This window comes from Arthrobacter sp. L77 (genome assembly GCF_000816565.1).
Lineage (GTDB): Bacteria > Actinomycetota > Actinomycetes > Actinomycetales > Micrococcaceae > Arthrobacter_D > Arthrobacter_D antioxidans.
Map to the genome: position 1 here is coordinate 22,276 of NZ_JWSU01000001.1, position 22,758 is coordinate 45,033.

Genomic DNA, 22,758 nt, shown 5'->3' on the forward strand with positions numbered 1-22,758 from the left:
CGGTCATCGGGACAGGCCGAGGGCCTCGATCATCGGCCTGAACTTGCTCCACGTCTCCGCGAGTTCGGCTGCGGGCTGCGAACCCTCCACGATTCCGCACCCCGCGTAGAGCCGCACGCGCGTGGGCGTCTCGACGACGGCGCCGCGCAGGGCGATGCCCCACTCGCCGTTGCCCCCGGCATCGATCCAGCCCACGGGCCCCGCGTACGGTCCGCGCTGCAGATGCTCCAGTTCGCGGATGAGTGCTCCGGCGACCGTCGTGGGGGTGCCGCAGACCGCGGCGGTGGGATGGAGCGCCTGGACCAGGGCGAGCGACGTCGGGACGCGGCCGTCCTCGTCCGCCGCCAGCTGCGCCGTGACGTCCGAGGCGAGGTGCCACACGTTGGGCAGCTGCAGCACGAACGGCTCGCTGTGGGAGGTCATGGAACTTGTGAACGGCTGGAGGGTCTCGGTGAGCGAGTCGATCGCGATCTGGTGCTCGTGGAGCTGCTTCTCGGACCCTGCGAGGACGCGGTCGGCGTAGCCCGGGTCGCCGGCCGGGGCGTTGGCGCGGTCCAGGGTCCCGGCGAGCACGCGGGCGCGGGCCGTGTTGTTCTCCACCTTGATGAGCATCTCCGGCGTCGACCCGATCAGGCCGTCCACGGCGTAGGTCCAGCAGTCCTCGTACCGCACCGCGAGGTCCCGCAGCACCTGCGCCGTCGCGACGGGCGTCTCGAGGTGCGCGACGACGTCCCGCGCCAGCACGAGCTTGCTCAGCTCGCCGGCCTGGACGTGCTTCACGCCCTCGGCGACCGCGCGCTCGTACTGGTCCTCGCTGAGGACGCCCGGGCCGAGGCGGTCGCCCGGGCCGGGGGAGCGCCCGGCGTCGGGCTCCGCGAGGTAGGCCGCGAGCGCCGCCTCCGCGGCCTCGGCGCTCAGCTCGGCCTCGGCGTCGTCGGTGATGAGGGTCAGCCACGCACGGCCCTCGCTGCAGCCCACCACCACGGCGGGGACGATCAGGCGCGACTCGTGGGGCGAGGTCTTGGAGAAGGCGAAGGAACCGAAGGCGATGAGCCCGGTGCCGGGGACGCCGAGATCGTCCAGCACCTCAGCGCCGGCGAGTTCACGACGCCACCACTCCTGGGCCTGCGTGAAGCGGTCGGGGCCGGTGACGGTGAAGCGGGCCGTCTCGCCGTAGGCCACGAGGCCGCCTCCGCGGCGGATCCAGGTGTGGGCGTCGTTGCGGACCACGTAGTCGAGCAGGCCCGTCCGCGGGTCCATGTCCGCCTGTGCCACGGTGATGCTGCGGAGCCCGCGGGACTGTCCGGGCGCAGGGGGCAGCGCAGTGAGGGACGGAGTGCTCATGATGCCTCAAGCGTACTCCGCGGCGCCGGGCCCTATCCGTGCCGTATTCGTGCCGGGTCGTGAGGTTCGGCACGTCGGGCAGTCGCGGGTCGGGTGGTCGGGGTTTGTTTGAGACAATGAGCGAGTGAATCGCGCATCGCTGGAGAAGCGGCCTGACGAAGTAGCAGCCATGTTCGACGACGTGGCGCCCAAGTACGACGTCGTCAACGACGTCCTGTCGATGGGGCAGACGCGCCGATGGCGCCGCATCGTCGTGGACGCCGTCGGCGCGGAGCCCGGACAGCGCGTCCTGGACCTTGCCGCCGGCACCGGCACGTCGAGCGAGCCGTACGCGGACGCGGGCATCGACGTCGTCGCCTGCGATTTCTCCCTCGGCATGCTGAAGGTGGGCAAGCGCCGCCGCCCGGACATCGACTTCGTGGCCGGGGACGCCACCAATCTGCCCTTCGCTGACAACTCCTTCGACGCGTGCACCATCTCCTTCGGCCTGCGCAACGTGAACGAGCCGAAGAAGGCGCTCGCCGAGATGTTGCGCGTCACGCGGCCCGGCGGCCGCCTGGTCGTCGCGGAGTTCTCCCAGCCCACCGTCGCGCTCTGGCGCACCACCTACACCGAGTACCTGATGCGCGCGCTCCCCGCGATCGCCCGCAGGGTCAGCTCCAACCCCGACGCCTACGTGTACCTCGCCGAGTCCATCCGGGCCTGGCCGGACCAGGACCGGCTCGCCGGCTGGATCGGCGACAGCGGCTGGAACGACGTCGCGTACCGGAACCTCAACGGCGGCATCGTGGCCGTGCACCGCGCCACGAAGGCGCCCGCAGCGCCGGGCGAGGAGCCGCTGCTGCCCGGCCAGGTGCGGTTGCGCCGACGGACGTCGGCGGTCGACTAGATGTCGGTCCTCATCGTCGGGGCCGGCCCGGCCGGCTCCACCGCCGCCTACTATCTCGCGAGCGCCGGGATCGAGGTGACCGTCCTCGAGAAGACGTTCTTCCCCCGGGAGAAGGTCTGCGGCGACGGCCTGACGCCCCGCGCCACGCGGGAACTGCAGCTGCTCGGCCTGCCGCACGACGAGAGCGAGGGCTGGCGCCGCAACCGCGGCCTCCGCCTGATCGCCGGCAGACGCACCGTCGAGGTGCCCTGGCCCGAGCTCAGCGACTTCCCCGACTACGGCCTGGTCCGCACGCGCCTCGGCTTCGACGAAGCCCTCGCCCGGCATGCCCGCTCCGCCGGCGCCACCATCCTGGAGGGTCATTCCGTGTCCTCCGCCGTCCGTGACGACGCCGGACGCGTCACGGGCGTCACCGTGAACCTGCTCGCCGCCGACGGCCGCAAGACGGGGGAGACCCGCACCTTCACGGCCGACGTCGTCCTCGCCGCCGACGGCAACTCGACGCGGACCGCCGTCAGCCTCGGGATGCAGAAGCGCGACGACCGCCCGCTCGGCGTCGCCGTCCGCACCTACTTCACGAGCCCCCGCACGAACGACGACTGGATGGAGGGCTGGCTCGAACTGCCGGACGCCACCGGCAGGCCCCTGCCCGGGTACGGCTGGGTGTTCGGCGTCGGCGACGGCACCTCCAACGTGGGCCTCGGCATCCTGAACTCCTCCGCCGAGTTCGGCAAGCTGGACTACAAGCAGGTGCTGCGGGACTGGACCGCGGGGATGCCCGCCGAGTGGGGTTTCACGCCGTCGAACATGGTGGGCGGGATCCGCGGCGCGGCGCTGCCCATGGGCTTCAACCGGACCCCGCACTACAGCCCGGGGCTCCTGCTCCTCGGCGACGCCGGGGGCATGGTGTCGCCGTTCAACGGCGAGGGCATCTCCTACGCGATGGAGTCCGCCCGTTACGCCGCGGAGTTCATCGAACGGGCGCAGGGCGTCGCGTCGCCGCTCGGCCGCGACCAGGTGATGTCCGGCTACGCGCCCTACATCCGTGGACAGTGGGGCAGCCACTTCACGCTCGGCCGTGTCTTCGCGCAGCTGATCGGCAAGCCCGCCATCCTCTCCCTGGCCCTGCGGACGGGCATGCCCGTCCCCCTCCTCATGCGGTTCGTGGTGCGCATGCTCGCCAACCTGACGGACACCGGCGGGCGGGGCTTCGAGGACCGCGTCATCCACCTGCTCGAGTCCCTGGTGCCGCCCACCTCCAACCAGCCGTCCCTGGCCGGCCATCTGCGTGCGCAAAGCGCCGCTTCACTTCGTTAGTCTTAGACCGTGACACAATCCTTCGACTCCGGGTGGGCCAGCGCGGGCGTCAACAGCGCGCTGGACACGGCGGACACGCCCGGCGACGCCCTGCGCCTGCCTCCCGGTTTCGCCCTCATCGCCGAGGACCCGGAGCTCGGACCGTCCGTCTCGTCCTGCCTGGCCGAGGTGGAGAAGCAGCTCCGCAGCGCCATCGCCAACTCGGACCCGCTGGCCGACGCGACGAGCCGCCACCTGGTGGAGGCCGGCGGAAAGCGCATCCGGCCGCTCCTGACCATCCTCGCCTCGCACCTCGGCAACCCCACGCGGGCCAAGGTGGTCCAGGCCGCCGTCGTCGTCGAACTGACGCACCTCGCCACGCTCTACCACGACGACGTCATGGACTCCGCCCCCTACCGCCGCGGCGCCCCTACCGCGCACGAGGTGTGGGGCAACTCCGTCGCCATCCTCACCGGGGACCTCATCTTCGCCCGGGCGTCCATCCTCGTCTCCGAGCTCGGCGGCGAGGCCCTCGGCATCCAGGCACGCACCTTCGAACGGCTCTGCCTCGGCCAGCTCCACGAGACCGTGGGCCCGCGCGACGGCCAGGACGCCCTCGAGCACTATCTCTCCGTGATCGCCGACAAGACCGGCTCCCTCGTGGCCGCCTCCGGGCAGCTCGGTGCCCTCTTCGCGGACACCCCGCGGGAGGTCGTCGACATCATGGTCTCCTACGGCGAGAAGGTCGGCGTCGCGTTCCAGCTGGCGGACGACGTCATCGACGTGACGGGCCGCAAGGTCAAGTCCGGCAAGGCCCCCGGCACCGACCTCCGCGAGGGCGTGCCCACCCTTCCGGTCATCCTGCTGCGCCGCGCCGCAGCGGCGGGCGACCGGTCCGCGGCCGACGTCGTCGCGCTCGTGGACGGTGACCTGTCCTCCGACGAGGCCCTCGCCGCCGCCGTCACCGCGGTGCGCGAGCACCCGCAGACCCAGGAGGCGTGGGCCGTGGCCCAGCAGTGGGCGGACGAGGCCGTGGCCGCGCTCGAACCGCTCCCGGACAGCGTGGTCAAGCAGGCGCTCGCGAGCTTCGCGCAGGCCGTCGTCAGCCGGGACGTCTGACCTTCCCCGGACGGCGGCCACGCGCCGTCGTGCACGAACCGCAGGAACGACGCGTAGGAACGATCGCGCGAATGACGCGCAGGAATGCCGCACGACGGCGGGTGGCGGCCAGGGCGGGGTCAGCGGGGGAGGAACGCCCTCAGCTCGTCGGCCTTCCGCGCCCTGATCTCCGGGTCCACGATCGGCCGCTTCGGCGTGAAGTAGAAGCCGTCGTCGTGCCAGCGCGGCAGGACGTGCTGGTGGTAGTGCCACACGTGCTGGCTGCCGGCCGGCTCGTTGTGCTGCCGCGTCGAGATGCCGTCGGGCTCCCAGGCGCGTTTGATGGCGATCGCGATGTCGCGGGTCAGCGTCATGATGCGCGCGGCGGCGTCGTCCGGCAGTTCGTACAGCAGTTCCACGTGCGCCCGCGGCGTGATCAGGACGTGGCCGGGATTCGGGTCGAAGCCGTGCGACGCGATGAACGCGAGCGCGAGGTCGTCGGCGTAGACGACGTCCCCCGGACGGCAGAGGTTCTGCGGGTTACCGAAGTCCGACCGCGCGAGGTCGCAGAACGGGCACCGGTACCCCTCCGGGGCGTGGTGGACGAACGGCATCAGTCCTCGTCGTCCGCCTCGAAGACCCACTCGAACAGATCGAGCACGTACTCGCTGAACGTGCCCTCCTCGCTCTGCCATTCGCCGCGCACGTTGTTGCGCCGCCAGACGATCGGGTCGGGGACGTCCAGCTGGTCCGCCCGCATGCCCCAGGTGTACTCCTCGTCCTCGTCCTCGAGGAACAGGAGGAAGCCGTCCTCGATCTCGAGTTCGTCGGGATCCCAGAAGAAGTGGAACGCCTCCATGATGTCCTCGGTGGCACCGACGGCGCGGTAGAAGTCGCGCAGGGCCAGGGGCAGGTCGAAGTCCTTGCCCTCGAGCATCTCGGCCAGTTCGTCGTCGGACAGGCCGTCTTCCTCGGCCCACTCGTCCTCGAAGTACTGGGGCACCAGGGCGCGGAATTTGTCGGAAAACAGCTCAGTCACAAGTACTCCAGGCGTGGGGTTGGGGGATACCCCCATCCTAGCGGCCGGGTCCCCCGCCCGGGCTACGACCGCGCGTCCCATGTCCGCGCGGCGAGCGGCGCGTGCCAGCCGTAACGCCAGGCGAGGACCCGCAGGGAGAACACGAGGGACGCGGCGAGGGTCCCGGTGACGAGGGTGAAGGTACCGGTCAGGTAGAGCCCGGTGACGACGACGGCGCCCAGCATGGCGGGGAGCGCGTAGATGTCCCGTGGATCGAAGAGCTGGGGGACCTCGTTCGCGACGACGTCGCGCAGCAGGCCGCCGCCGACGGCGGTGGTGACGCCCAGCAGGGCGGCGGAGACCGGGTGGAGGCCGGCGTCGAGCGCCTTGAGGGTGCCGGTGATGCAGAACAGGGCCAGTCCGCCGGCGTCGAAGACGACCAGGACGCGCATGCCGCGCTCCACGCCGGAGAACACGAAGTACACCAGCACGGTGGCGAGCAGCGGAGGCACCAGGTAGGCGGGATTCGTGAAGGCGGCGGGCGGGACGTTGATGATGAGGTCCCGGGCCACCCCTCCGCCGAGCGACGCGAGGGACGCGAGCAGGAGCGACCCCACGAGGTCGAAGCCCTTGCGGGCCGCCAGCAGGGAGCCCGAGACGGCGAAGAAGAAGACGCCGAGGAGGTCGGCGCCGAGCGCCACGTGTGAAGCGGTGTCCATCTCATCCTTCGGCATTCCGGCGGGGCACCCGCGGGCCCCGTCGACGGGGCCGGGAGGGCATGTCCAGCATGACAGACGGGACGTGCGGGCCCGGCACTAGGCTGGGCCCATGACGAGCAGAGACGCGGACCGCACGGAGACGATGGAGCCGAGTGCGAAGGACGGCTCGCGCGCGATGCGCGTGGCCGCACGGCTGATCGGGCTCCTGCCGACGAAGAGGAACCTGAGCGGCACCGACTGGGTGAACGCGAAGTACCCGGGCCGCAGCTACCCGACCGTGGCCGCCATCCCCTGGACCCTGAAGCGGACGCACACCATCCAGGAGAAGCGGATCGACGGCATCAGGACCATCACGGTCCGCCCGCTCCTCGGAGCGACCCGCTCGCACATCGTCTACACGCACGGCGGGATCTACATCAACGAGCTCGCACGGCCGCACTGGTGGATCATCGCCGAGCTGACGAAGCGGACCGGTGCCGCCGTCACGGTGCCCCTGTACCGGCTGGCGCCCGAGAGCACCTACCGGGAGGCTTTCCCGTACCTCGTGTCCGTGTACCGCGACGTCCTCAGGACGGCGGAGCCCGACGACATCACGCTGATGGGGGACTCGGCCGGCGGTGCGCTCGCCGTCGCGCAGGCCTGGGCGTTCCGGGAGGCAGGGCTTCCCGCGCCCGGACGCGTCGTCGCCTTCTCGCCCTGGTTCGACGTCACGGCCACCAACCCCGACATCCCCGCCTACGACGCCGTCGACCCGATGCTCTCCGTGGCGGGCGGGGTCCAGGCGGGGCTGTGGTGGGCGGACGGCGACGACCCCCGGACTCCGCTGGTCAGCCCGGCCTGCGCGCCGGAGGACCTGCTGGCCGCCCTGCCCCGCACGCAAATCTACCAGGGCACGCGCGACGTCTGCATGGCGGATGCCGCGGTCTTCCGGGACCGTGCCGCCGCGGCCGGTGCCGCCGTGGAGATGAAGGTCTATCCCGGCGGCTTCCACGTGTTCCCGGCGTTCCCCCGCCTCCCGGAGTCCCGGGACGTCTACGCGGACGTCGCCGCGTTCCTCGGCCGGCCGGCCCTCCCGTAGGCGGCTCCCGGAAGCCGGGCCCCACCCCGACGGCCGGAAGCCGGGCGCTGCGCCGACCCCGACGGCCGGAAGCCGGGCGCTGCGCCCACCCCGACGGCCGGAAGCCGGGCGCTGCGCCGACCCCGACGGGAGGTCAGCCCTGGTCGGAGTCCCGGGACAGGACCCACACGTTGGTGTCACCCTCGCGCTCGACCGTCACGGTGGTGACGAGGGCGCGGATCATCGAGAGCCCGCGCCCGGACTCGTGGTAGTCCTCCAGCAGCGCGTCGTCGTCCGGGGCGGGGAAGTCGGCGGGCCCCGCGAGATCGGGTACCGGGTCCAGTGGCGCGGCGCCGATCTCGCTGATGACGGCGCGCAGCCGCCCGACGGCGACGGTGAGCTCGACGCCGAGGACGAGCGTGGCGCCCTCCGCGGGGACGCCGTGCTGGACGACGTTGCTCGCGGCTTCGATCACCGCCGTGGTGAAGGCCATCTGGTCGGGCGCCGGCACGAAGGCGGCATCCAGCCACAGCTGCTCCAGAAGGACGTGCAGGTTCTCGATGGCCTGCTCCGCTGCGGGTTCCTCGAGAGTGCGCCGCGCCAGGACGTCAGTCATTGCGGAAGGCTTCGTCCGCCGCCGCGTGCGGCGTGAGGACACGGTTCATGCTGGTGAGTTCGAGCACCATGGTGACCTGGGGCTGGACGGCGGCGATCCGCAGGTCGCCGCCGGACTGCCGGGCCAGTTTGAGGCAGCCGATGAGCGCGCCGAGGCCCGAGGAGTCCATGAAGCTGGTGTCCGCCAGGTTCACGACGATCCGCTTCCCGCCCCCGGCGACCACCTCGTCGACGACTTTGCGCAGCTTCGGTGCCGCGACCATGTTCAGGCGTCCGTTCGCCGCGACCTCGGTGTAGTGCCCTTTGTCCTGGACCGTGAATTCCATGTGTTCTTCCCTCTTCCGCTGCCTGTCGGCGTGTGCTGGATCTCTGTGGCGTGGATCGTCGCGCCCGTCGGGGGCGGGCCGGGTCCTCCCGGCCCGGTTGGTCAGCCGCGCGAGTGCCGCAGGATGACGACGGTGACGTCGTCGGCGACCTCGGGGACGTCGGCCAGGTCCAGCAGCACCGCGCAGGCCTCCTCGGCGGTCGCCGCCCCGGACACCACGCCCGCGACCGCCTCGGTGAACTGGTCGACCGTCTCGTAGATGTCGAGCAGGCCGTCGCTCACGATGGCGAGCGCGTCGCCCGGCTCGAGGCGCAGGGAGGCTGCGGGCCAGGTCTGGTCCGGCCAGGCGCCGACGGGCGGGCCCGCGGAGGGGAGGCGGGTCACCGTGCCGTCCGCCGCGATGTGCAGCGCGAGGCCGTGCCCGGCGTCCACATAGCCGACGACGCCGGTGGCGGCATCGAGGCGGCCGTGGAACAGCGTGACGAAGGAACTCGTGTGGTCGAGGTCTGCCTCCGTGGCCCGCGCCGCCGTGGCGAACGCGGTCTCGAGGCTCGGCTGGGACGCGACGGAGCGCATGATCGCGCGGACGGTCGCCGCGACCAGCGCGGCGCCCATGCCCTTGCCCATGGCATCGGCGACGGTGAAGTGCAGGCCCTCCGGCGTCGGGTACCAGTCGTAGAAGTCGCCGCCGACGCTCCTCGACGGCCTGAAGCGTCCGGCCAGTTCGAAGCCGTCGAGGGTGAGCCGGTCGCGGGGGAGCAGGTTCTGCTGCACCTCCGCGGCGCGCTGCCGCTCGTCCGCATTCGCGACGTCGACGGCGGATTGCTGGCTCTGGCGGCGGAACAGCGAGTTGATGCGCGCCACCAGCTCCCGGGGGCTGAAGGGCTTGCTGATGTATTCGTCAGCGCCCGTCTCGAGGCCCGTGAGGCGTTCGATCTCGTCGGTGCGGGCCGTGATCATGAGGATGTAGGCGTCGGAGAAGGTGCGGACCTCGCGGCAGACCTCCACGCCGTCGCCGTCGGGGAGGTTGAGGTCCAGGGTGATGAGATCGGCGCCCGCGCGGGCCAGGCGGAGCCCCTCGCGCGCGGTCGCGGCCTCGGTGACCTCGAAGCCCTCGCGCTTCAGGATCTGGACGAGCAGGCCCCGGATATCGACGTCGTCCTCGACGACGAGGGCACGGCGGATCTCCGGGGGGACAGTCATGATCCTCATTAAACGCCACGGAGCACGGCCGTCCGGCCGCGGCACACGGCTTCTCCCGAATCACCGGATTGTTGCGGCGAACTTGATGCGATCTTGAGGGGTCAAGCGACTTTCGCCACCCGGAATCACGGGGCTGTCGCGTTATTCTTTCGCTGGCGCGCCATGAATCGCGTGTCATTCCGACGGACGATCTCGACGACCACCAGGGGGCGCGGCCAGCAGATGGACAGAGTGCTCTCCCACCTGACGCTCAACACGCGGCAGTTCCACGAACTCACGCTGCGCTCGCGCGTGATCCTCAGCCAGCTGCCGCTGTCGCTCACGGTCCTGCTGATCCTCGTCGGAGGGCTGCTCTTCCACCCGGACCTCTTCGCCAGCCGGTCCTTCATGATCGGGCTCTGGATGCAGGCCGCGCTGTTCGCGCTGTGCCTCCTCGTCCCGTGGGACCGGCTTCCGTACGTCAGCTTCCTCGTCATCCCGCTGCTCGACTTCATCCCCATCGGGTTCATGCGCTACGGGGCGGGCACCGTCATCACCGGCGTAGGCCTCCTCGCCGTGTTCCCCATCATCTGGCTCGCCGCCTCCGGGCTGTACCCGCGGGCGCTCCTCGCCGCAGGGTTCCTCGCCTCCCTGGCCATCGTCTGGGTGCCGGTCTTCGTCACGGACATCGAGGTCACCTCGCAGTCGCTGACGCAGTCCTTCCTCCTGCCCTTCATCATGCTCGCCATCGGCGTGACGATCCGCGTGATGACGTCGAGCATGATGGCGCAGCAGGCCGAGGTCGAGGAGAAGGACCGCGCCCTGCGGCTGCTGCTCGAGGAGAGCGCACGCCGCGAACGGCTGCTGGACACCGTGGTCAACAGCGTGGACATCGGTGTGACGGCCGTCGACGAGGCGGGCCGGACGGTCCTCGCGAACCGCAAGCTCGAGCAGTTCCGCGCGCTCGCCGGCGGGACCCGTGACACCGACGAGGCCGCCCTGCGCATCTTCCAGCAGGACGGCGAGACGGCCCTTCCGGTGACCCGGCGACCGACACGACGCGCCGCGGAGGGCCATGTGTTCTCCGACTACCTCCTGTGGTGGGGTGAGCGGCCCGGCCAGCGGGTGCTTTCCACCTCGTCCCGGCTGATGACCAACCAGGCCGGGGAGCGCGAGGGGTCCGTGGTGACGTTCAACGACGTCACGGAGCTCGTCACCGCCCTGAACGCGAAGGACGAGTTCGTGGCGACCGTCTCGCACGAACTGCGCACCCCCCTGACCGCGATCCGCGGATACCTCGAACTGCTGCTGGGGACGCCGGACCTCGACCCGGAGGTCGCCTCCGGCCTCGAGGTGGTGTCCAGGAACTCCGAACGGCTGCACAAGCTCGTGGTGGACCTGCTGTCCACCGCGGAGGGGGCGCCCGAGATCGAACCCGTGCCCACGGACTTCTCCGACCTCGTCGGGCTCCGTGTCGCCTCGGCCCGGCAGGGCAATACGAACCCGCTGGTGCGGTTCGAGGACCTCACCGACCCCGGGCTCGTCGCGCTGTGTGACGCCTCACGGATCGGCCAGGTCCTGGACAACCTGCTGTCCAACGCGATCAAGTACTCGCCGGCGGGCGGAAGCGTGACCATCCGCGCCCGCGAGGTCGGGGCCGAGGTGGAGTGCAGCGTGAGCGACCAGGGCAGCGGTATGAGCGCGGAGGAGCAGAAGGGCGTCTTCTCCAAGTTCTTCCGCACCGCGGGAGCCCGCAACGCGGCGATCCCCGGGGTGGGCCTCGGGCTCGCCATCTCCCAGGCGATCGTCCAGCGCCACGGCGGCAGCATCACGTGCCGGAGCGTCATGGGCGAAGGGTCCACGTTCGCGTTCCGCCTCCCGATCGCCCGCGCGGACCAGGTCCAGGAACTGCAAACGCAGGGACTCTGACGGGCCGGAAGGCTCCGTGTCAGGCAGGCCCGAGATCCACGGTCGCCGTGATGCCACCGCCGGGCGTCTCCGTGAGGCTGATCGACCCCCCGTGTGCCGCCGCGATCCGTGCGCACGTCGCCAGGCCGATCCCGCTCCCGGTAGGGTCGCCGTCCCGCTGCAGCCGCACGAGGGGTTCCAGGACCCGCTGCCGGTCCGCCGGATCGATGCCCTTGCCGTGGTCGATGACGCGCAGCACCTGCGTGTCCCCGACGCTCGCGATCACCTCCACGCGAGGGGGGCACCCGGGTGTCGAGTACTTGATCGCGTTGGCCACCAGGTTCTGCAGCAGCGCGGTGACCTGCGCCGGATCGACGGTCAGCTCGGCGTCCTGCACCGTCACCAGGGCGTCGCAGGCGCTGCTGAGCGGCAGGACGTCCTGCAGGACGGCGTTCATCATCGTGTTCAGGCGCACCGTCCGGCGGCTGATCGTCCCGCCGATGCGGGAGAACTCGAGGACCTCCTCCACGGTGGACAGCATGCGGCTGGCACTGCCCCGGATGATGCTGAAGTAGCGCGCCGCCGACCCGGCGGCCGCGACGTCGTCGTCCTGCTCGCTGAGCTCGGTGTAGCCGAGGATCGCCGTCAGCGGGTTCCTGAGATCGTGGCTCACCCGCGCGGCGAACCCCGCCAGGTCCTCGTTGCTGCGCCGCACCACTTCGAGCGCCTCGACGAGCTGACGCGTCTTGAACTGCAGTTCCAGGACCTCCACCACCTGCCGTGCCAGGATCTCGAGCCCTTCCCGCTGCTCGGCGTCGATCGCCCGCACGGTCGGCGAGAACACGCAGAGGGAGCCGAGGGCTGCGCCCTGCTCGGTCACGAGCGGGACCGACGCGTACGAGCGCACGTGGGCGATGCCGCCGTTGACGAAGGGGTTGTCGGCGAACCGCGGATCGAGGGAGGCATCCGCCAGGGCGGTGATCGCCCCGCTGGTGAAGACCTTGGAGCACATCGAGTCGTCGCGCGAACAGACTGCGGCCTCCACCCCGACGGCCGCGATCTGGTGCTGCTGGTCCGCGGTGATGATGTTGATGACGCCGAGGTCCATGCCGCTCACGCGGACCGCGAGCTTTACGAGGTTGAGCAGTTCCGGCGGTGTCGCGTAGTCGGGCTTCTCCACCGGCAGCCCCCCGGTCTGGCCGTAGGGGAGCCCGTAGTCCTGCAGGACGGCCTGGCGGGCGAGCTCCTCCAGGTCGAACTCGTCGGTAGAAAGCAGAGACACGAATACCCCCGTAGAACTGTGAGACCGGTGTGCGTGCGTCCACTATCCCACGCGGGCGGGTCGTGCCGGGGCAGGCGCGGACCTCGTCAGCCGAGCGCCCGGACGCGCAGGGCCAGGTACAGGTGCACGCGGTCCGCGGTGACCGCCGGGTCGTAGCCCGTGAGCGCCACGACCTGCTGGAGCCGGTAGCGGATGGTGTTGCGATGCAGGTCGAGGTCAGCGGCGACGGCGGCCACGGAGCCGTCGAGGTCGAGGTAGCGCTGCAGGGTGGTCAGCAGTCCCGCGCCGTGCGCGCTGTCGAAGGCCTCGAGTGGCCGGAGGGTCTCCGCGGCGAGGTCGGCGAGCGGCACGTCCGCGCTGGCCATGAGCAGGGACGTCAGGCTCAGGCGGTCCGCGATGTTGAGTGGCTGTCCCCGCTGGAGCGCCTCGCGTGCCTCGAAGTAACTCCACCGCAGGCCGCTCGGCTGGGCGTAGCTGCCGCCGACGCCGATGCGCGCCGTCAGCCCGGCCCCGTGCAGGTACCGGCCCAGCCCGGCGGGATCGGGCATGGCCCCGGCAGGGAGGACGAGCACGAGCCGTTCGTCGACGAGCCCCGTGGCGCCGCCGTTCCAGCCGTCCGGCAGCGGGAGCGTCCGCAGCGCGCGCCGCTGCCCGGAGGCGACGTCGACGATCAGCACGCTGTGCCGGAGCGTCGTGTCGATGCCGGAGCCGGCGAGCCGTGCCGCTGCCTCGGCGCCGCCGAGCGACCCGCGCACCACGTCCTCGAGCAACTGGCCCGACGCGGCGCGGGCACCGGTCCGGTTCCTGGCCTGATTGGTGAGCTCCACCGAGATCAGGCTCTGCGCGTAGTCGACGACGGCGGTCCGCCCGTAGGGCTCGGCGATGGCGAGGGTGCAGCGGTCCTTGAGGCCGGTGGCGACCGGCAGCCGATGCCATGTCACCGGATCCGGATCCCCTGCGTCGGCCCGGGGAGCGGCTGCGACGCCAGGACCGTCGGGACTGCGGGCGGCCCGGCCCAGGGCGCGGGCGATGCACGCGCCGTACTGGAACAGTGCGACGTCGGTGCCGAGCATCCGGGCGAGCTCACCGAGGAGCGCGGCGAGGCCTCCCGGGCCCAGCAGCGCGGAGGCCAGGACGGCGTGCCCCTCGAGGAGGTCCTCGAGTCCGGCGTAGTGATCGGCGGAGAGGGCGTCCGCCACCCTCTTGCCGATGGCGATGAAGGGGACCTCGTACGGGACGCGGAAGGCGGGGAGGCCCACGGCGTCCGCCTCGGCGAGCAGTGCCGCGGGGATCCTCCGGTGGGTGAGTCCGACGCCGAACCCGATGGCCAGGGCCCCGGCGTCGTGCGCCCGCCGGACGAAGGCCCGCTGGGCGGCGCCCGTCTTCAGCCGCACGCCCGTGGTGAGCACCACCTCTGCCCCGTTGAGGAACGGCCGCGGGTCCTCGAGCTCGGTCACGGCGACCCACTGGATGGGCTGGGCCGGCGGCTCCGAACGGCCCTCCAGGACCAGGCCCAGGGCGGGATCGGACAGCAGGTCGGCGAGCGTGATGGCCATGGATCCAGCTTAGGTTGCACTGTGCCCTTGCACGCTCGCAAGGGGCAGACGCTGTGCAGATAGCTCTGGCACGCCCCGCGGCGTCCCGGTACCGTCATGTCGATACCCCGTGGCCGGCGGCACCCGCACGCGCCGCGGACTCCATCCTCGTGAAAGGCACTGCAGCGTGGCTGAGACCCTTCAGAACTACATCGACGGAGCGTTCGTGACGCCCGCCGGGACCGAGCTCCTGGACATCGTCAATCCGACCAACGGCGAGGTGGTCGCGCAGTCGCCCGTCTCCACCGCGGCGGACGTGGATGACGCCATGCGCGCCGCAGCGCGTGCCTTCACCACCTGGAAGCGGACCACGCCGAGCCGGCGACAGCTCATGCTGCTGAAGCTCGCTGACGCCGTCGAGGCCGCCAGCGACGAACTCGTCGAGGCGCAGCACCGCAACACGGGACAGGTGCGCGCGATGATCGCCGCCGAGGAGGTTGCCGTCGGCGCCGACCAGCTGCGGTTCTTCGCCGGAGCCGCGCGGCTCATGGAGGGCAAGTCCGCGGGCGAGTACATGGAGGGCCACACCTCCTACGTGCGCCGCGAACCCATCGGCGTCGTCGCCCAGGTGGCGCCGTGGAACTACCCCTTCCTCATGGCCATCTGGAAGATCGGCCCCGCGCTCGCCGCGGGCAACACGGTGGTGCTGAAGCCGAGCGACACCACGCCGGAATCGACCCTCGTCCTCGCGCGCCTCACGCAGGGCATCCTGCCCGACGGCGTCCTGAACGTCGTGCTCGGCACCGGTGAGACCGGCGCCGCCATGACCGAGCACCCTGTGCCCGGGCTGGTCTCCATCACCGGGTCCGTGCGGGCGGGCATCGCCGTCGCGACCAGCGCCGCGAAGGGCCTCAAGCGCGCCCACCTCGAACTCGGCGGCAAGGCTCCCGCCGTCGTCTTCGCGGACGCGGACCTCACGAAGAGCGCCGAGGCGATCGCCGAGTTCGCGTTCTTCAACGCCGGCCAGGACTGCACCGCCATCACCCGCGTCCTCGTGCAGGAGCAGGCGCACGACGAGTTCGTCGCCGCGATGGTCGCGCACACGGCCACCCTGAGGACCGGCAGCGCGGAGGACTCCGAGAACTACTTCGGGCCCCTGAACAACATCAACCACTTCAACGCCGTCAACGCCGTCATCGACGCGCTGCCCGCCCACTGCAGCATCGCGACGGGCGGCAGGCGTGCCGGGGACAAGGGCTACTTCTTCGAGCCGACGATCGTCACCGGCGCCCGGCAGGACGATGCCGTGGTGCAGCAGGAGACGTTCGGGCCCGTCGTGACGGTGCAGTCGTTCGCCACCGAGGAGGAGGCCGTCGAGCTCGCCAACGGTGTGGACTACGCGCTGGCCTCCAGTGTCTGGACCTCGAACCACGGCACCGCGATGCGTGTGTCCCGCGACCTCGACTTCGGTGCGGTCTGGATCAACACGCACATCATGCTGACCGCCGAGATGCCCCACGGCGGCTTCAAGCACTCCGGCTACGGCAAGGACCTCTCCATGTACGGCGTGGAGGATTACACCCGCATCAAGCACGTCATGAGCGTGCTGGACGTCTGACAGCCCCCTTCTGGATAGGAACCCCTGATGACCACCATCGCAACCACCCCCGGTGCCGTCGCGCCGACCTTCCGGCTCGAGCAGAAGCGCCGCATCACCGGCGACTTCCCCGGCCCGAAGTCCACCGAGCTGGCCGCGCGCCGCTCCGCCGTCGTCGCCAAGGGCGTCGCCTCGGGCGTGCCCGTGTACGCCGCGGACGCCGACGGCGGGATCATCCGGGACGTCGACGGGAACTCCTTCATCGACCTCGGCGCCGGCATCGCCGTGACGAGCGTCGGCGCCTCGGACCCCGCCGTGGTCGCTGCGGTCCAGGAGCAGGTGCAGCACTTCACGCACACCTGCTTCATGGTCACGCCCTACGAGGGTTACATCGCCGTCGCGGAGCAGCTCGCCGAGCTGACGCCGGGCGATTTCGAGAAGCGGACGGTCCTGTTCAACTCGGGCGCCGAGGCGGTCGAGAACGCGGTCAAGGTGGCGCGGCTGGCCACGGGCCGGGATGCCGTCGTCGCGTTCGACCACGCCTACCACGGCCGCACCAACCTGACAATGGCGCTGACCGCCAAGTCGATGCCGTACAAGGCGAACTTCGGTCCCTTCGCGCCCGAGATCTACCGCGTCCCGATGAGCTACCCGTTCCGCGAGGAGAACCCGTCCATCACGGGCCCCGAGGCGGCGCAGCGCGCCATCACCATGATCGAGAAGCAGATCGGCGCCCAGTCCGTCGCCGCGATCATCATCGAACCCGTCCAGGGTGAGGGTGGCTTCATCGTGCCCGCCGAGGGCTTCCTCCCGGCGCTCGCGGAATGGGCCGAGGCCAACGGCGTCGTGTTCATCGCCGACGAGGTGCAGTCCGGGTTCTGCCGCACCGGCGAGTGGTTCGCCGTGAACCACGAGGGCGTCGTGCCCGACATCATCACCATGGCCAAGGGCATCGCCGGTGGCATGCCGCTCTCGGCCATCACGGGGCGCGCGGACCTGCTCGACGCGGTGCACGCCGGCGGGCTCGGCGGCACCTACGGCGGCAACCCCGTGGCCTGTGCAGCCGCGCTGGCTGCGATCGGCACCATGAAGGAGCACGACCTCGCCGGCCGCGCCCGCAGCATCGAGGCCCGGGTCTCCGAGCGCATCGCCGCCCTGCAGACCGAGCTGGGCGAGCGGAGCATCGTGGGCGAGCTCCGCGGCCGCGGCGCCATGCTGGCCATCGAGTTCGTGGAGCCCGGAGGCAGGACCCCCAACGCCGAGGCCACGAAGGCGATCGCCGCCCGGTGCCTTCGCGAGGGCGTCATCATCCTCACGTGCGGCACCTACGGCAACGTGGTCCGCCTGCTGCCGCCGCTCGTGATCACCGACGAGCTGCTCGAGGACGGCCTCGACGTCCTCGAGGCCGCGATCCGCGCGGTCAGCGCCGGCTGATCTCCGCTCCGGACGAGAGGGCCCTGCAGCAGTGCTGCAGGGCCCTCTCCACGTTCCGGGGAGGTCAGTCGACCGGGATGAGTGCCTGGAAGTGGGGGTTCTCGGTCAGGAAGGCCTGCGCGTGGGCGCAGTACGGGACGGGCGCGAGGCGGCGTCGGTGGGCATTCAGGAGCGCCTTGCGGACCAGGACCGGCTCCAGGCCCTGCCGGTGGTGGGCGGACCCGACGACGGTCTGCAGCAGGCGCAGCCGGCCCGCCCGCAGGTCGTACTTCACATAGCCGACCAGGACGCCGTCGTGGAACAGCTCGAAGCGCGAGGCCGCAGGATTGTCGCGGAACTTCTCGCGGAGCTGCTCCGCCTCCGCGCGTTCTGCGGCGCGGGACTCTCGATCCGTGATGGCCGCGACGACCGCCGCGTAGTCGTCCAGCACGCCGTAGGCCGGGAAGTCGGCATCCAGTGCCCGGTAGAGCTCGTTGCACAGGATGCGCAGCTGGCGGGTGGAGACCGACGAGAGGTCGCGGGGGGCCTCGGGAGTCCCGGCATCGGGTGCTTCCCGGGCCGCCGGATCGGGGAAATCGAGGACATCGGCCCAGGTGCCGGGCGCAGGACGGTCCGCAGGACCGGACGTCGGGGGGAGGGGGTCAACGGACATGGCATACCTCGAATGGATCGGGGAGTGGCGGGGCCGATGCTTGACCTGACACAGACCGTAACAGCCACGTCGGGATCCGTAAAGCCAGGCGCGCCGGCGATCAGTGCTCCGAGGAACGAGCAGGTATCTCCGCCACGCCCTCGGGCCGCACCCGGGGCTCCGGGGTCAGGAGGAGCGGGCGGCGAGCTGCTGGCGGAGGCCTGCGATCATGCCGTCGAGCCCGGCCCGGAAGGCGGCGTCCGCGGCCCGTTCGGCCCCTGCCGACTCCGAGGCGCTGCGCACGGCGGACGTGAAGACCGGGAACTCGTCAGCGAGCGTGCCGGAGTCGAAGATGTCGCCGGGTGCGGCGACGTCGAGCGCGGAACCGTAGATGAAGGACTCGAGGGCCACGATCGCGGGCACGATCCGGTCCTCGGGCCAGCCCGCCGCGGCGAAGCCGCGGGCCACCTCCTCGTACATGCGCAGCGTCTCCGCGGCGTCGGTCACCGGCATGACGGCGATCACCGGGACCAGGGGGGCGTGCCGTGCGAAGACCTCGCGGTAGGACCACGCCCACTGCCGCACGGCCTCGTCCCACGGCTCCACGGCGAACGCGCTGAAGTCCACCATCGTCATGACGTGGTCCTGGACCCAGCGGAGCACCTCCTGCTTCGACGCGGCGTGGTTGTAGAGCGCGGAGGGTGCCACCCGGAGCCGGCGGGCGAGGGCGGACATCGTCAGCCCCTCGTAGCCCTCGGCCGCGATGAGGTCGAGCGCCGCCGCCGTGATGCGGTCCCTGGACAGGACGCTGCGGGGCGGGCGCCCGGCGCGCCGGGGGGTCGGTAGTGCTGAGGTCATCGAGCCTGTTCTCCCTGTTGCGATGGCGTTAACTCTACGGGCGGGCCCTTCCCTCCCCGAAGCCCGGTGGCTATAGTGGGTCGCAATAATGAATACCATTCATTTTGTGGCCTGCGTCATGCAGCACTAGGAGGATCACGTGAACACCATCGAACGCGACGTCGTCATCATCGGAGCAGGACCCTCGGGCCTCACGGCCGCACGCGAGCTGAAGAAGGCCGGCCACTCGGTCGCCGTGCTCGAGGCGCGGGACCGCGTGGGCGGTCGCACCCACACGGACATCATCGACGGCGCCGTCTTCGAGGTCGGGGGGCAGTGGGTGTCGCCGGACCAGACCGCGCTCATCGGCCTCCTCGACGAGCTGGGCCTGACGACGTTCTCCCGGTACCGGGAGGGTGACTCCGTCTACATCGGGCCGGACGGCGAGCCGATCCGCTACAGCGGGGAGATGTTCCCCGTCAGCGACTACACGCGCGAGGAGATGGAACGCCTCATCGTGATCCTCGACCGGCTCGTCGACGAGGCCGGCCCCGAGGCACCCTGGAACCACCCGGACGCCCGGGCCCTCGACACCATCTCCTTCCACCACTGGCTCCGCCAGCAGTCCGACGACGAGGAGGCCTGCGACAACATCGGCCTGTTCATCGCGGGCGGCATGCTGACCAAGCCGGCGCACTCGTTCTCGACCCTGCAGGCGATCCTCATGGCGGCGACGGCCGGGTCCTTCTCGAACCTCGTGGACGAGGACTTCATCCTCGACAAGCGCGTGATCGGCGGGATGCAGTCCGTCTCGGAGCGCATGGCGGCCGAGCTGGGGGAGGACGTCATCCTCTCGAGCCCCGTGCGCACGCTCCGCTGGAGCGGCATGGAAGGCCCCGACACCACCGAGGGTGTCACGGTGGTCTCGGACACCACGACGGTGCGGGCGCGGTACGCCGTCGTCGCCGTCCCGCCGAACCTGTATTCGCGCATCAGCTACGACCCACCGCTGCCGCGCCGCCAGCACCAGATGCACCAGCACCAGTCGCTCGGCCTGGTGATCAAGGTCCACGCCGTCTACGCCACGCCGTTCTGGCGCGAGGACGGGCTCTCGGGGACGGGCTTCAGTGCGGGGTCGATCGTCCAGGAGGTCTACGACAACACGAACTTCGAGGACCCCCGCGGCACCCTCGTGGGCTTCGTCTCCGACGAGAAGGCCGACGCCATGTTCGAGCTGCCCCCGCACGAGCGCCGCGAGCGCATCCTCTCCGCGATCGCGAACTTCCTCGGCCCGAAGGCGCTCGAGCCGGAGGTGTACTACGAGTCGGACTGGGCGGCGGAGGAGTGGACCCGCGGCGCGTACGCCTCGAGCTACGACCTCGGCGGACTGCACCGGTACGGCCGCGACCAGCGCACGCCCGTGGGCCCCATCCACTGGTCCTGCTCCGACATCGCGGCCGAGGGCTACCAGCACGTCGACGGCGCCATCCGGATGGGCCGGCGCACCGCGGTCGAGCTCCACCGTGCGCTGTCCACCGGTGTGCAGGCCGCCGCGACCGGTCGGGGGGCCTGATCATGCGTTACGTGGTGGGATACACCGCCGACGAGCGCGGGCACGACGCCGTCTGCCTCGCCGTCGCCCTCGCCCGCCGCCAGGACGCCCGCCTCGACCTCGTCCTCGTCACCCCCGAGCATTCCCCCTATTCGGGGATCTACCTGCCGGGCAAACCCTTCGAGAGCCTCCTGACGGACCAGCTGCAGGAGTGGATGGAGCAGGGCCTCGCGCTCGTGCCGGACGACGTCCCCGCGCGCGGCGTGATCGTGCGTGCGGAATCCAACGCCGAGGGCCTCATCCGGGCCGCCGAGGACAGCGAGGCGTCCCTGATCGTGATCGGGGCCAGCTCCCGCGGCCTCACCACCCTGTTCAGCATCGGCAACGTGGCCCGGAGCCTCCTCCACGCCTCACCCGTCCCGGTGGCACTGGCGCCCAGGTCCTATCGCCGTACCGATCCCGTCACCCGCATGACCTGCGCGGTCGGCAACCGGGCGGGAGCTGACGACGTCGTCTCCGTGGCCGTGGCCTCGGCGCAGCGCCGGGGCCTCCCGCTGCGCCTCGTGTCCCTCGTTACGCTCGACGCCGGGCAGTCGGATTCGGAGGGTGTGGAGGACGAGGCGAACCGCCGGCTCGCGGAGGCCGCTTCCGCTCTCGCCGCCGGCGGACGGGTGAGCGTCGAGACGGCGCATGGCTCCTCCATCGAGAAGGCCATCGAGGCCCTGGCCTGGGACGAGGGTGAGGTGCTGCTGGTCGGCTCCAGCCGCCTCGCGCAGCACATGCGCATCTTCCTCGGCTCCACGGCGAACAAGATCCTGCGTACGCTGACCATCCCCATGATCGTCGTCCCGCGTACGTACGCCACGCCCGGCACCACCACCGGCCCGGGCACCCTGACCCACGAGGCGGACGCATGAGTATCGAGGAGACAACACAGAAGGAGTCAGGGCTCAGCAAGAAGGGCCTTGATGCCGGAACCGTCGGACTGCTGGGCGCCGTCGTCATCGGGGTGTCCTGCGTGGCCCCCGCGTACACGCTCACCGCGGCCCTCGGTCCCACGGTCGCCGAGGTGGGGGTGAACCTCCCGGCCATCTTCCTGGTGGGCTTCATCCCCATGCTGCTCGTGGCGTTCGGCTACCGGGAACTCAACAGCGCCATGCCCGACTCCGGCACCACCTTCACCTGGGCCACCCGCGCGTTCGGGCCCTGGATCGGCTGGATGGGCGGGTGGGGGCTCATCGCCGCCACCGTGATCGTGCTCTCCAACCTCGCCGCCGTCGCCGTCGACTTCTTCTACCTGCTGCTCGGGCAGGTGTTCGACAACCCGGACCTCGCCGACCTCACGCTCAACCTGCCGGTGAACATCGCCACGACGCTCGTCTTCGTCGCGCTCGCCTGCTACGTCTCCTACCGGGGCATGGAGACCACCAAGGCGGTCCAGTACGTGCTGGTCACCTTCCAGGTCGTCGTCCTCGCCTGGTTCGCGATCGCCGCGTTCGTCCACGTGGCCAACGGGACGGCCTTCGACGCGACACCGATCAGTGCCGAGTGGTTCAACCCGTTCGCCGTCGGCTCCTTCTCCGCCTTCGCCGCGGGTGTCTCGCTGTCCATCTTCATCTACTGGGGGTGGGACGTGACCCTCACGATGAACGAGGAGACCCGGAACCCGGAGAAGACCCCGGGCCGCGCGGGCGCCCTGACGGTCGTCGTCATCGTGGTGATCTACCTGACGGTCGCCCTCGCGACCCTCTCCTTCGCGGGCGTGGGCGAGGGTGAACTCGGCACCGGCAACCCGGACAACCAGGAGAGCATCTTCGCGGCGCTCGCCGGTCCCGTGATGGGCCCGTTCGCCATCCTGATGTCGATCGCGGTCCTCAGCTCCTCGGCCGCGTCACTCCAGTCCACGTTCGTCTCCCCGGCGCGCACCCTGCTCGCCATGGGCCACTACAAGGCCCTGCCGAAGGGGTACGGCCGCATCAGCCCGCAGTACAAGTCGCCCAGCTACGCCACGATCGCCGCCGCCGTCGCGGCCGCCGCCTTCTACGTGTTCACGCGGCTGGTGTCCGAGAACGCGCTCTGGGACACCATCACGGCCCTCGGCATGATGATCTGCTTCTACTACGGCATCACCGCGCTCGCGTGTGTGTGGTACTTCCGTGCCCAGGCCTTCAGCAGCGCCAGGAACGTGCTGTTCCGCTTCCTCGCGCCGCTGCTCGGCGGTGTCATCCTGCTCGTCATGTTCTTCAAGACCGCCACGGACTCGATGGACCCGGCCTACGGTTCCGGCTCCGAACTGTTCGGCATCGGCATGGTGTTCATCCTCGGGGTCGGCGTGATCCTGCTCGGCGTCGTCCTCATGCTCGTCTGGTGGCGCATCAACCCCGCGTTCTTCCGCCAGGAGGTGATCACCAAGGGGTCGGCTCCGAGCCGATAGCGGGA

General features: G+C 70.9%; 21 protein-coding genes. 10 read left to right on the plus strand and 11 right to left on the minus strand.

What is annotated here, in order from left to right:
• Positions 1-3 precede the first annotated feature (3 nt).
• A complete protein-coding gene (locus RY94_RS00120) occupies positions 4-1,344 on the minus strand; it encodes an isochorismate synthase (RefSeq protein WP_052273756.1) in 1,341 nt (446 codons plus the stop codon).
• Positions 1,345-1,468: 124 nt separating this feature from the next.
• Between RY94_RS00120 and RY94_RS00125 the strand changes: the two genes are divergently transcribed.
• Genes RY94_RS00125 through RY94_RS00135 form a run of 3 tightly spaced genes read left to right on the plus strand, consistent with a single transcriptional unit; the run spans position 1,469 to position 4,648 of the window.
• On the plus strand, positions 1,469-2,233 hold the full coding sequence (locus RY94_RS00125; RefSeq protein ID WP_043440368.1) for a demethylmenaquinone methyltransferase: 765 nt from the start codon (positions 1,469-1,471) through the stop codon (positions 2,231-2,233).
• Positions 2,234-3,550: a geranylgeranyl reductase family protein gene (locus tag RY94_RS00130; RefSeq protein ID WP_043440370.1), complete on the plus strand. Its 1,317-nt coding sequence runs from the start codon at positions 2,234-2,236 to the stop codon at positions 3,548-3,550.
• A gap of 9 nt (positions 3,551-3,559) precedes the next feature.
• Positions 3,560-4,648 carry a polyprenyl synthetase family protein gene (locus RY94_RS00135; protein ID WP_043440372.1) on the plus strand — a complete coding sequence of 363 codons (1,089 nt, stop codon included), beginning with the start codon at positions 3,560-3,562 and terminating at the stop codon, positions 4,646-4,648.
• Between the two features lie 119 nt (positions 4,649-4,767).
• Here RY94_RS00135 and RY94_RS00140 read toward each other — a convergent pair whose 3' ends face one another.
• The 3 genes from RY94_RS00140 to RY94_RS00150 are packed head-to-tail and all read right to left on the minus strand — an operon-like array spanning position 4,768 to position 6,364.
• A complete protein-coding gene (locus RY94_RS00140; protein WP_043440374.1) occupies positions 4,768-5,241 on the minus strand; it encodes an HIT family protein in 474 nt (157 codons plus the stop codon).
• Positions 5,241-5,702 (minus strand): hypothetical protein, encoded by a 462-nt coding sequence (locus RY94_RS00145; protein ID WP_442853427.1) that lies wholly within the window; start codon positions 5,700-5,702, stop codon positions 5,241-5,243. The genes RY94_RS00140 and RY94_RS00145 overlap by 1 nt, the downstream gene beginning before the upstream one ends.
• Positions 5,703-5,728: 26 nt before the next feature.
• Entirely contained in the window at positions 5,729-6,364 is a 636-nt protein-coding gene (locus RY94_RS00150) for a trimeric intracellular cation channel family protein (protein WP_043440377.1), read from the minus strand.
• 109 nt (positions 6,365-6,473) lie between these two features.
• Between RY94_RS00150 and RY94_RS00155 the strand changes: the two genes are divergently transcribed.
• Positions 6,474-7,442, plus strand: a complete 969-nt coding sequence (locus RY94_RS00155; protein ID WP_082045946.1) for an alpha/beta hydrolase — start codon at positions 6,474-6,476, stop codon at positions 7,440-7,442.
• Between the two features lie 133 nt (positions 7,443-7,575).
• On the opposite strand, the gene RY94_RS00160 is transcribed toward RY94_RS00155, so the two are convergent.
• From RY94_RS00160 to RY94_RS00170, 3 genes are all read right to left on the minus strand, one after another.
• A complete protein-coding gene (locus RY94_RS00160; protein ID WP_043440380.1) occupies positions 7,576-8,037 on the minus strand; it encodes an ATP-binding protein in 462 nt (153 codons plus the stop codon).
• Positions 8,030-8,362 carry an STAS domain-containing protein gene (locus RY94_RS00165; RefSeq protein WP_043440382.1) on the minus strand — a complete coding sequence of 111 codons (333 nt, stop codon included), beginning with the start codon at positions 8,360-8,362 and terminating at the stop codon, positions 8,030-8,032. Before RY94_RS00165 ends, RY94_RS00160 begins: the two co-directional genes overlap by 8 nt.
• 101 nt (positions 8,363-8,463) lie before the next feature.
• A complete protein-coding gene (locus RY94_RS00170) occupies positions 8,464-9,564 on the minus strand; it encodes a PP2C family protein-serine/threonine phosphatase (RefSeq protein WP_043440385.1) in 1,101 nt (366 codons plus the stop codon).
• Positions 9,565-9,726: 162 nt separating this feature from the next.
• Here RY94_RS00170 and RY94_RS00175 point away from each other — a divergent pair, with 162 nt between their 5' ends.
• Positions 9,727-11,472 carry a sensor histidine kinase gene (locus RY94_RS00175; RefSeq protein WP_231554354.1) on the plus strand — a complete coding sequence of 582 codons (1,746 nt, stop codon included), beginning with the start codon at positions 9,727-9,729 and terminating at the stop codon, positions 11,470-11,472.
• A gap of 19 nt (positions 11,473-11,491) precedes the next feature.
• Here the strand turns inward: RY94_RS00175 and RY94_RS00180 are convergent, their stop codons facing one another.
• The gene (locus RY94_RS00180; RefSeq protein WP_052273759.1) at positions 11,492-12,733 is read right to left on the minus strand and encodes a sensor histidine kinase; all 1,242 of its coding nucleotides are present in this window, start codon (positions 12,731-12,733) and stop codon (positions 11,492-11,494) included.
• Between the two features lie 86 nt (positions 12,734-12,819).
• Positions 12,820-14,289, minus strand: coding sequence for a PucR family transcriptional regulator (locus RY94_RS00185; RefSeq protein ID WP_043440388.1), 1,470 nt, complete (start codon positions 14,287-14,289; stop codon positions 12,820-12,822).
• A 166-nt stretch (positions 14,290-14,455) separates the two neighbouring features.
• Here RY94_RS00185 and RY94_RS00190 point away from each other — a divergent pair, with 166 nt between their 5' ends.
• Both RY94_RS00190 and gabT read left to right on the plus strand, forming a co-directional pair.
• Complete coding sequence (locus tag RY94_RS00190) at positions 14,456-15,886, plus strand: gamma-aminobutyraldehyde dehydrogenase (protein ID WP_043440391.1); 1,431 nt, start codon at positions 14,456-14,458, stop codon at positions 15,884-15,886.
• Between the two features lie 27 nt (positions 15,887-15,913).
• Positions 15,914-17,299 carry a 4-aminobutyrate--2-oxoglutarate transaminase gene (gabT, locus tag RY94_RS00195; RefSeq protein WP_043440394.1) on the plus strand — a complete coding sequence of 462 codons (1,386 nt, stop codon included), beginning with the start codon at positions 15,914-15,916 and terminating at the stop codon, positions 17,297-17,299.
• A 64-nt stretch (positions 17,300-17,363) separates the two neighbouring features.
• On the opposite strand, the gene RY94_RS16510 is transcribed toward gabT, so the two are convergent.
• Entirely contained in the window at positions 17,364-17,951 is a 588-nt protein-coding gene (locus RY94_RS16510) for a GNAT family N-acetyltransferase (protein WP_052273760.1), read from the minus strand.
• A 165-nt stretch (positions 17,952-18,116) separates the two neighbouring features.
• Positions 18,117-18,788, minus strand: coding sequence for a TetR/AcrR family transcriptional regulator (locus tag RY94_RS00205; RefSeq protein WP_043440396.1), 672 nt, complete (start codon positions 18,786-18,788; stop codon positions 18,117-18,119).
• 139 nt (positions 18,789-18,927) lie between these two features.
• Here RY94_RS00205 and RY94_RS00210 point away from each other — a divergent pair, with 139 nt between their 5' ends.
• From RY94_RS00210 to RY94_RS00220, 3 genes are read left to right on the plus strand one after another with little or no spacing between them, the layout of a single operon-like run.
• Complete coding sequence (locus RY94_RS00210) at positions 18,928-20,340, plus strand: flavin monoamine oxidase family protein (RefSeq protein WP_043440399.1); 1,413 nt, start codon at positions 18,928-18,930, stop codon at positions 20,338-20,340.
• A 2-nt stretch (positions 20,341-20,342) separates the two neighbouring features.
• Entirely contained in the window at positions 20,343-21,236 is an 894-nt protein-coding gene (locus RY94_RS00215; RefSeq protein ID WP_052273761.1) for a universal stress protein, read from the plus strand.
• The gene (locus RY94_RS00220) at positions 21,233-22,753 is read left to right on the plus strand and encodes an APC family permease (RefSeq protein WP_043440402.1); all 1,521 of its coding nucleotides are present in this window, start codon (positions 21,233-21,235) and stop codon (positions 22,751-22,753) included. Before RY94_RS00215 ends, RY94_RS00220 begins: the two co-directional genes overlap by 4 nt.
• Positions 22,754-22,758 lie beyond the last annotated feature (5 nt).

Excerpts from the sequence above, each read along its gene's own strand:
- RY94_RS00120 (WP_052273756.1), bottom strand. The coding sequence starts at position 1,344 with ATGAGCACTCCGTCCCTCACTGCGCTGCCCCCTGCGCCCGGACAGTCC.
- RY94_RS00130 (WP_043440370.1), top strand. The coding sequence starts at position 2,234 with ATGTCGGTCCTCATCGTCGGGGCCGGCCCGGCCGGCTCCACCGCCGCC.
- RY94_RS00140 (WP_043440374.1), bottom strand. The coding sequence starts at position 5,241 with ATGCCGTTCGTCCACCACGCCCCGGAGGGGTACCGGTGCCCGTTCTGC.
- RY94_RS00145 (WP_442853427.1), bottom strand. The coding sequence starts at position 5,702 with ATGGGGGTATCCCCCAACCCCACGCCTGGAGTACTTGTGACTGAGCTG.
- RY94_RS00150 (WP_043440377.1), bottom strand. The coding sequence starts at position 6,364 with ATGGACACCGCTTCACACGTGGCGCTCGGCGCCGACCTCCTCGGCGTC.
- RY94_RS00155 (WP_082045946.1), top strand. The coding sequence starts at position 6,474 with ATGACGAGCAGAGACGCGGACCGCACGGAGACGATGGAGCCGAGTGCG.
- RY94_RS00160 (WP_043440380.1), bottom strand. The coding sequence starts at position 8,037 with ATGACTGACGTCCTGGCGCGGCGCACTCTCGAGGAACCCGCAGCGGAG.
- RY94_RS00165 (WP_043440382.1), bottom strand. The coding sequence starts at position 8,362 with ATGGAATTCACGGTCCAGGACAAAGGGCACTACACCGAGGTCGCGGCG.
- RY94_RS00170 (WP_043440385.1), bottom strand. The coding sequence starts at position 9,564 with ATGACTGTCCCCCCGGAGATCCGCCGTGCCCTCGTCGTCGAGGACGAC.
- RY94_RS00175 (WP_231554354.1), top strand. The coding sequence starts at position 9,727 with ATGAATCGCGTGTCATTCCGACGGACGATCTCGACGACCACCAGGGGG.
- RY94_RS00185 (WP_043440388.1), bottom strand. The coding sequence starts at position 14,289 with ATGGCCATCACGCTCGCCGACCTGCTGTCCGATCCCGCCCTGGGCCTG.
- gabT (WP_043440394.1), top strand. The coding sequence starts at position 15,914 with ATGACCACCATCGCAACCACCCCCGGTGCCGTCGCGCCGACCTTCCGG.
- RY94_RS16510 (WP_052273760.1), bottom strand. The coding sequence starts at position 17,951 with ATGTCCGTTGACCCCCTCCCCCCGACGTCCGGTCCTGCGGACCGTCCT.
- RY94_RS00205 (WP_043440396.1), bottom strand. The coding sequence starts at position 18,788 with ATGACCTCAGCACTACCGACCCCCCGGCGCGCCGGGCGCCCGCCCCGC.
- RY94_RS00215 (WP_052273761.1), top strand. The coding sequence starts at position 20,343 with ATGCGTTACGTGGTGGGATACACCGCCGACGAGCGCGGGCACGACGCC.
- RY94_RS00220 (WP_043440402.1), top strand. The coding sequence starts at position 21,233 with ATGAGTATCGAGGAGACAACACAGAAGGAGTCAGGGCTCAGCAAGAAG.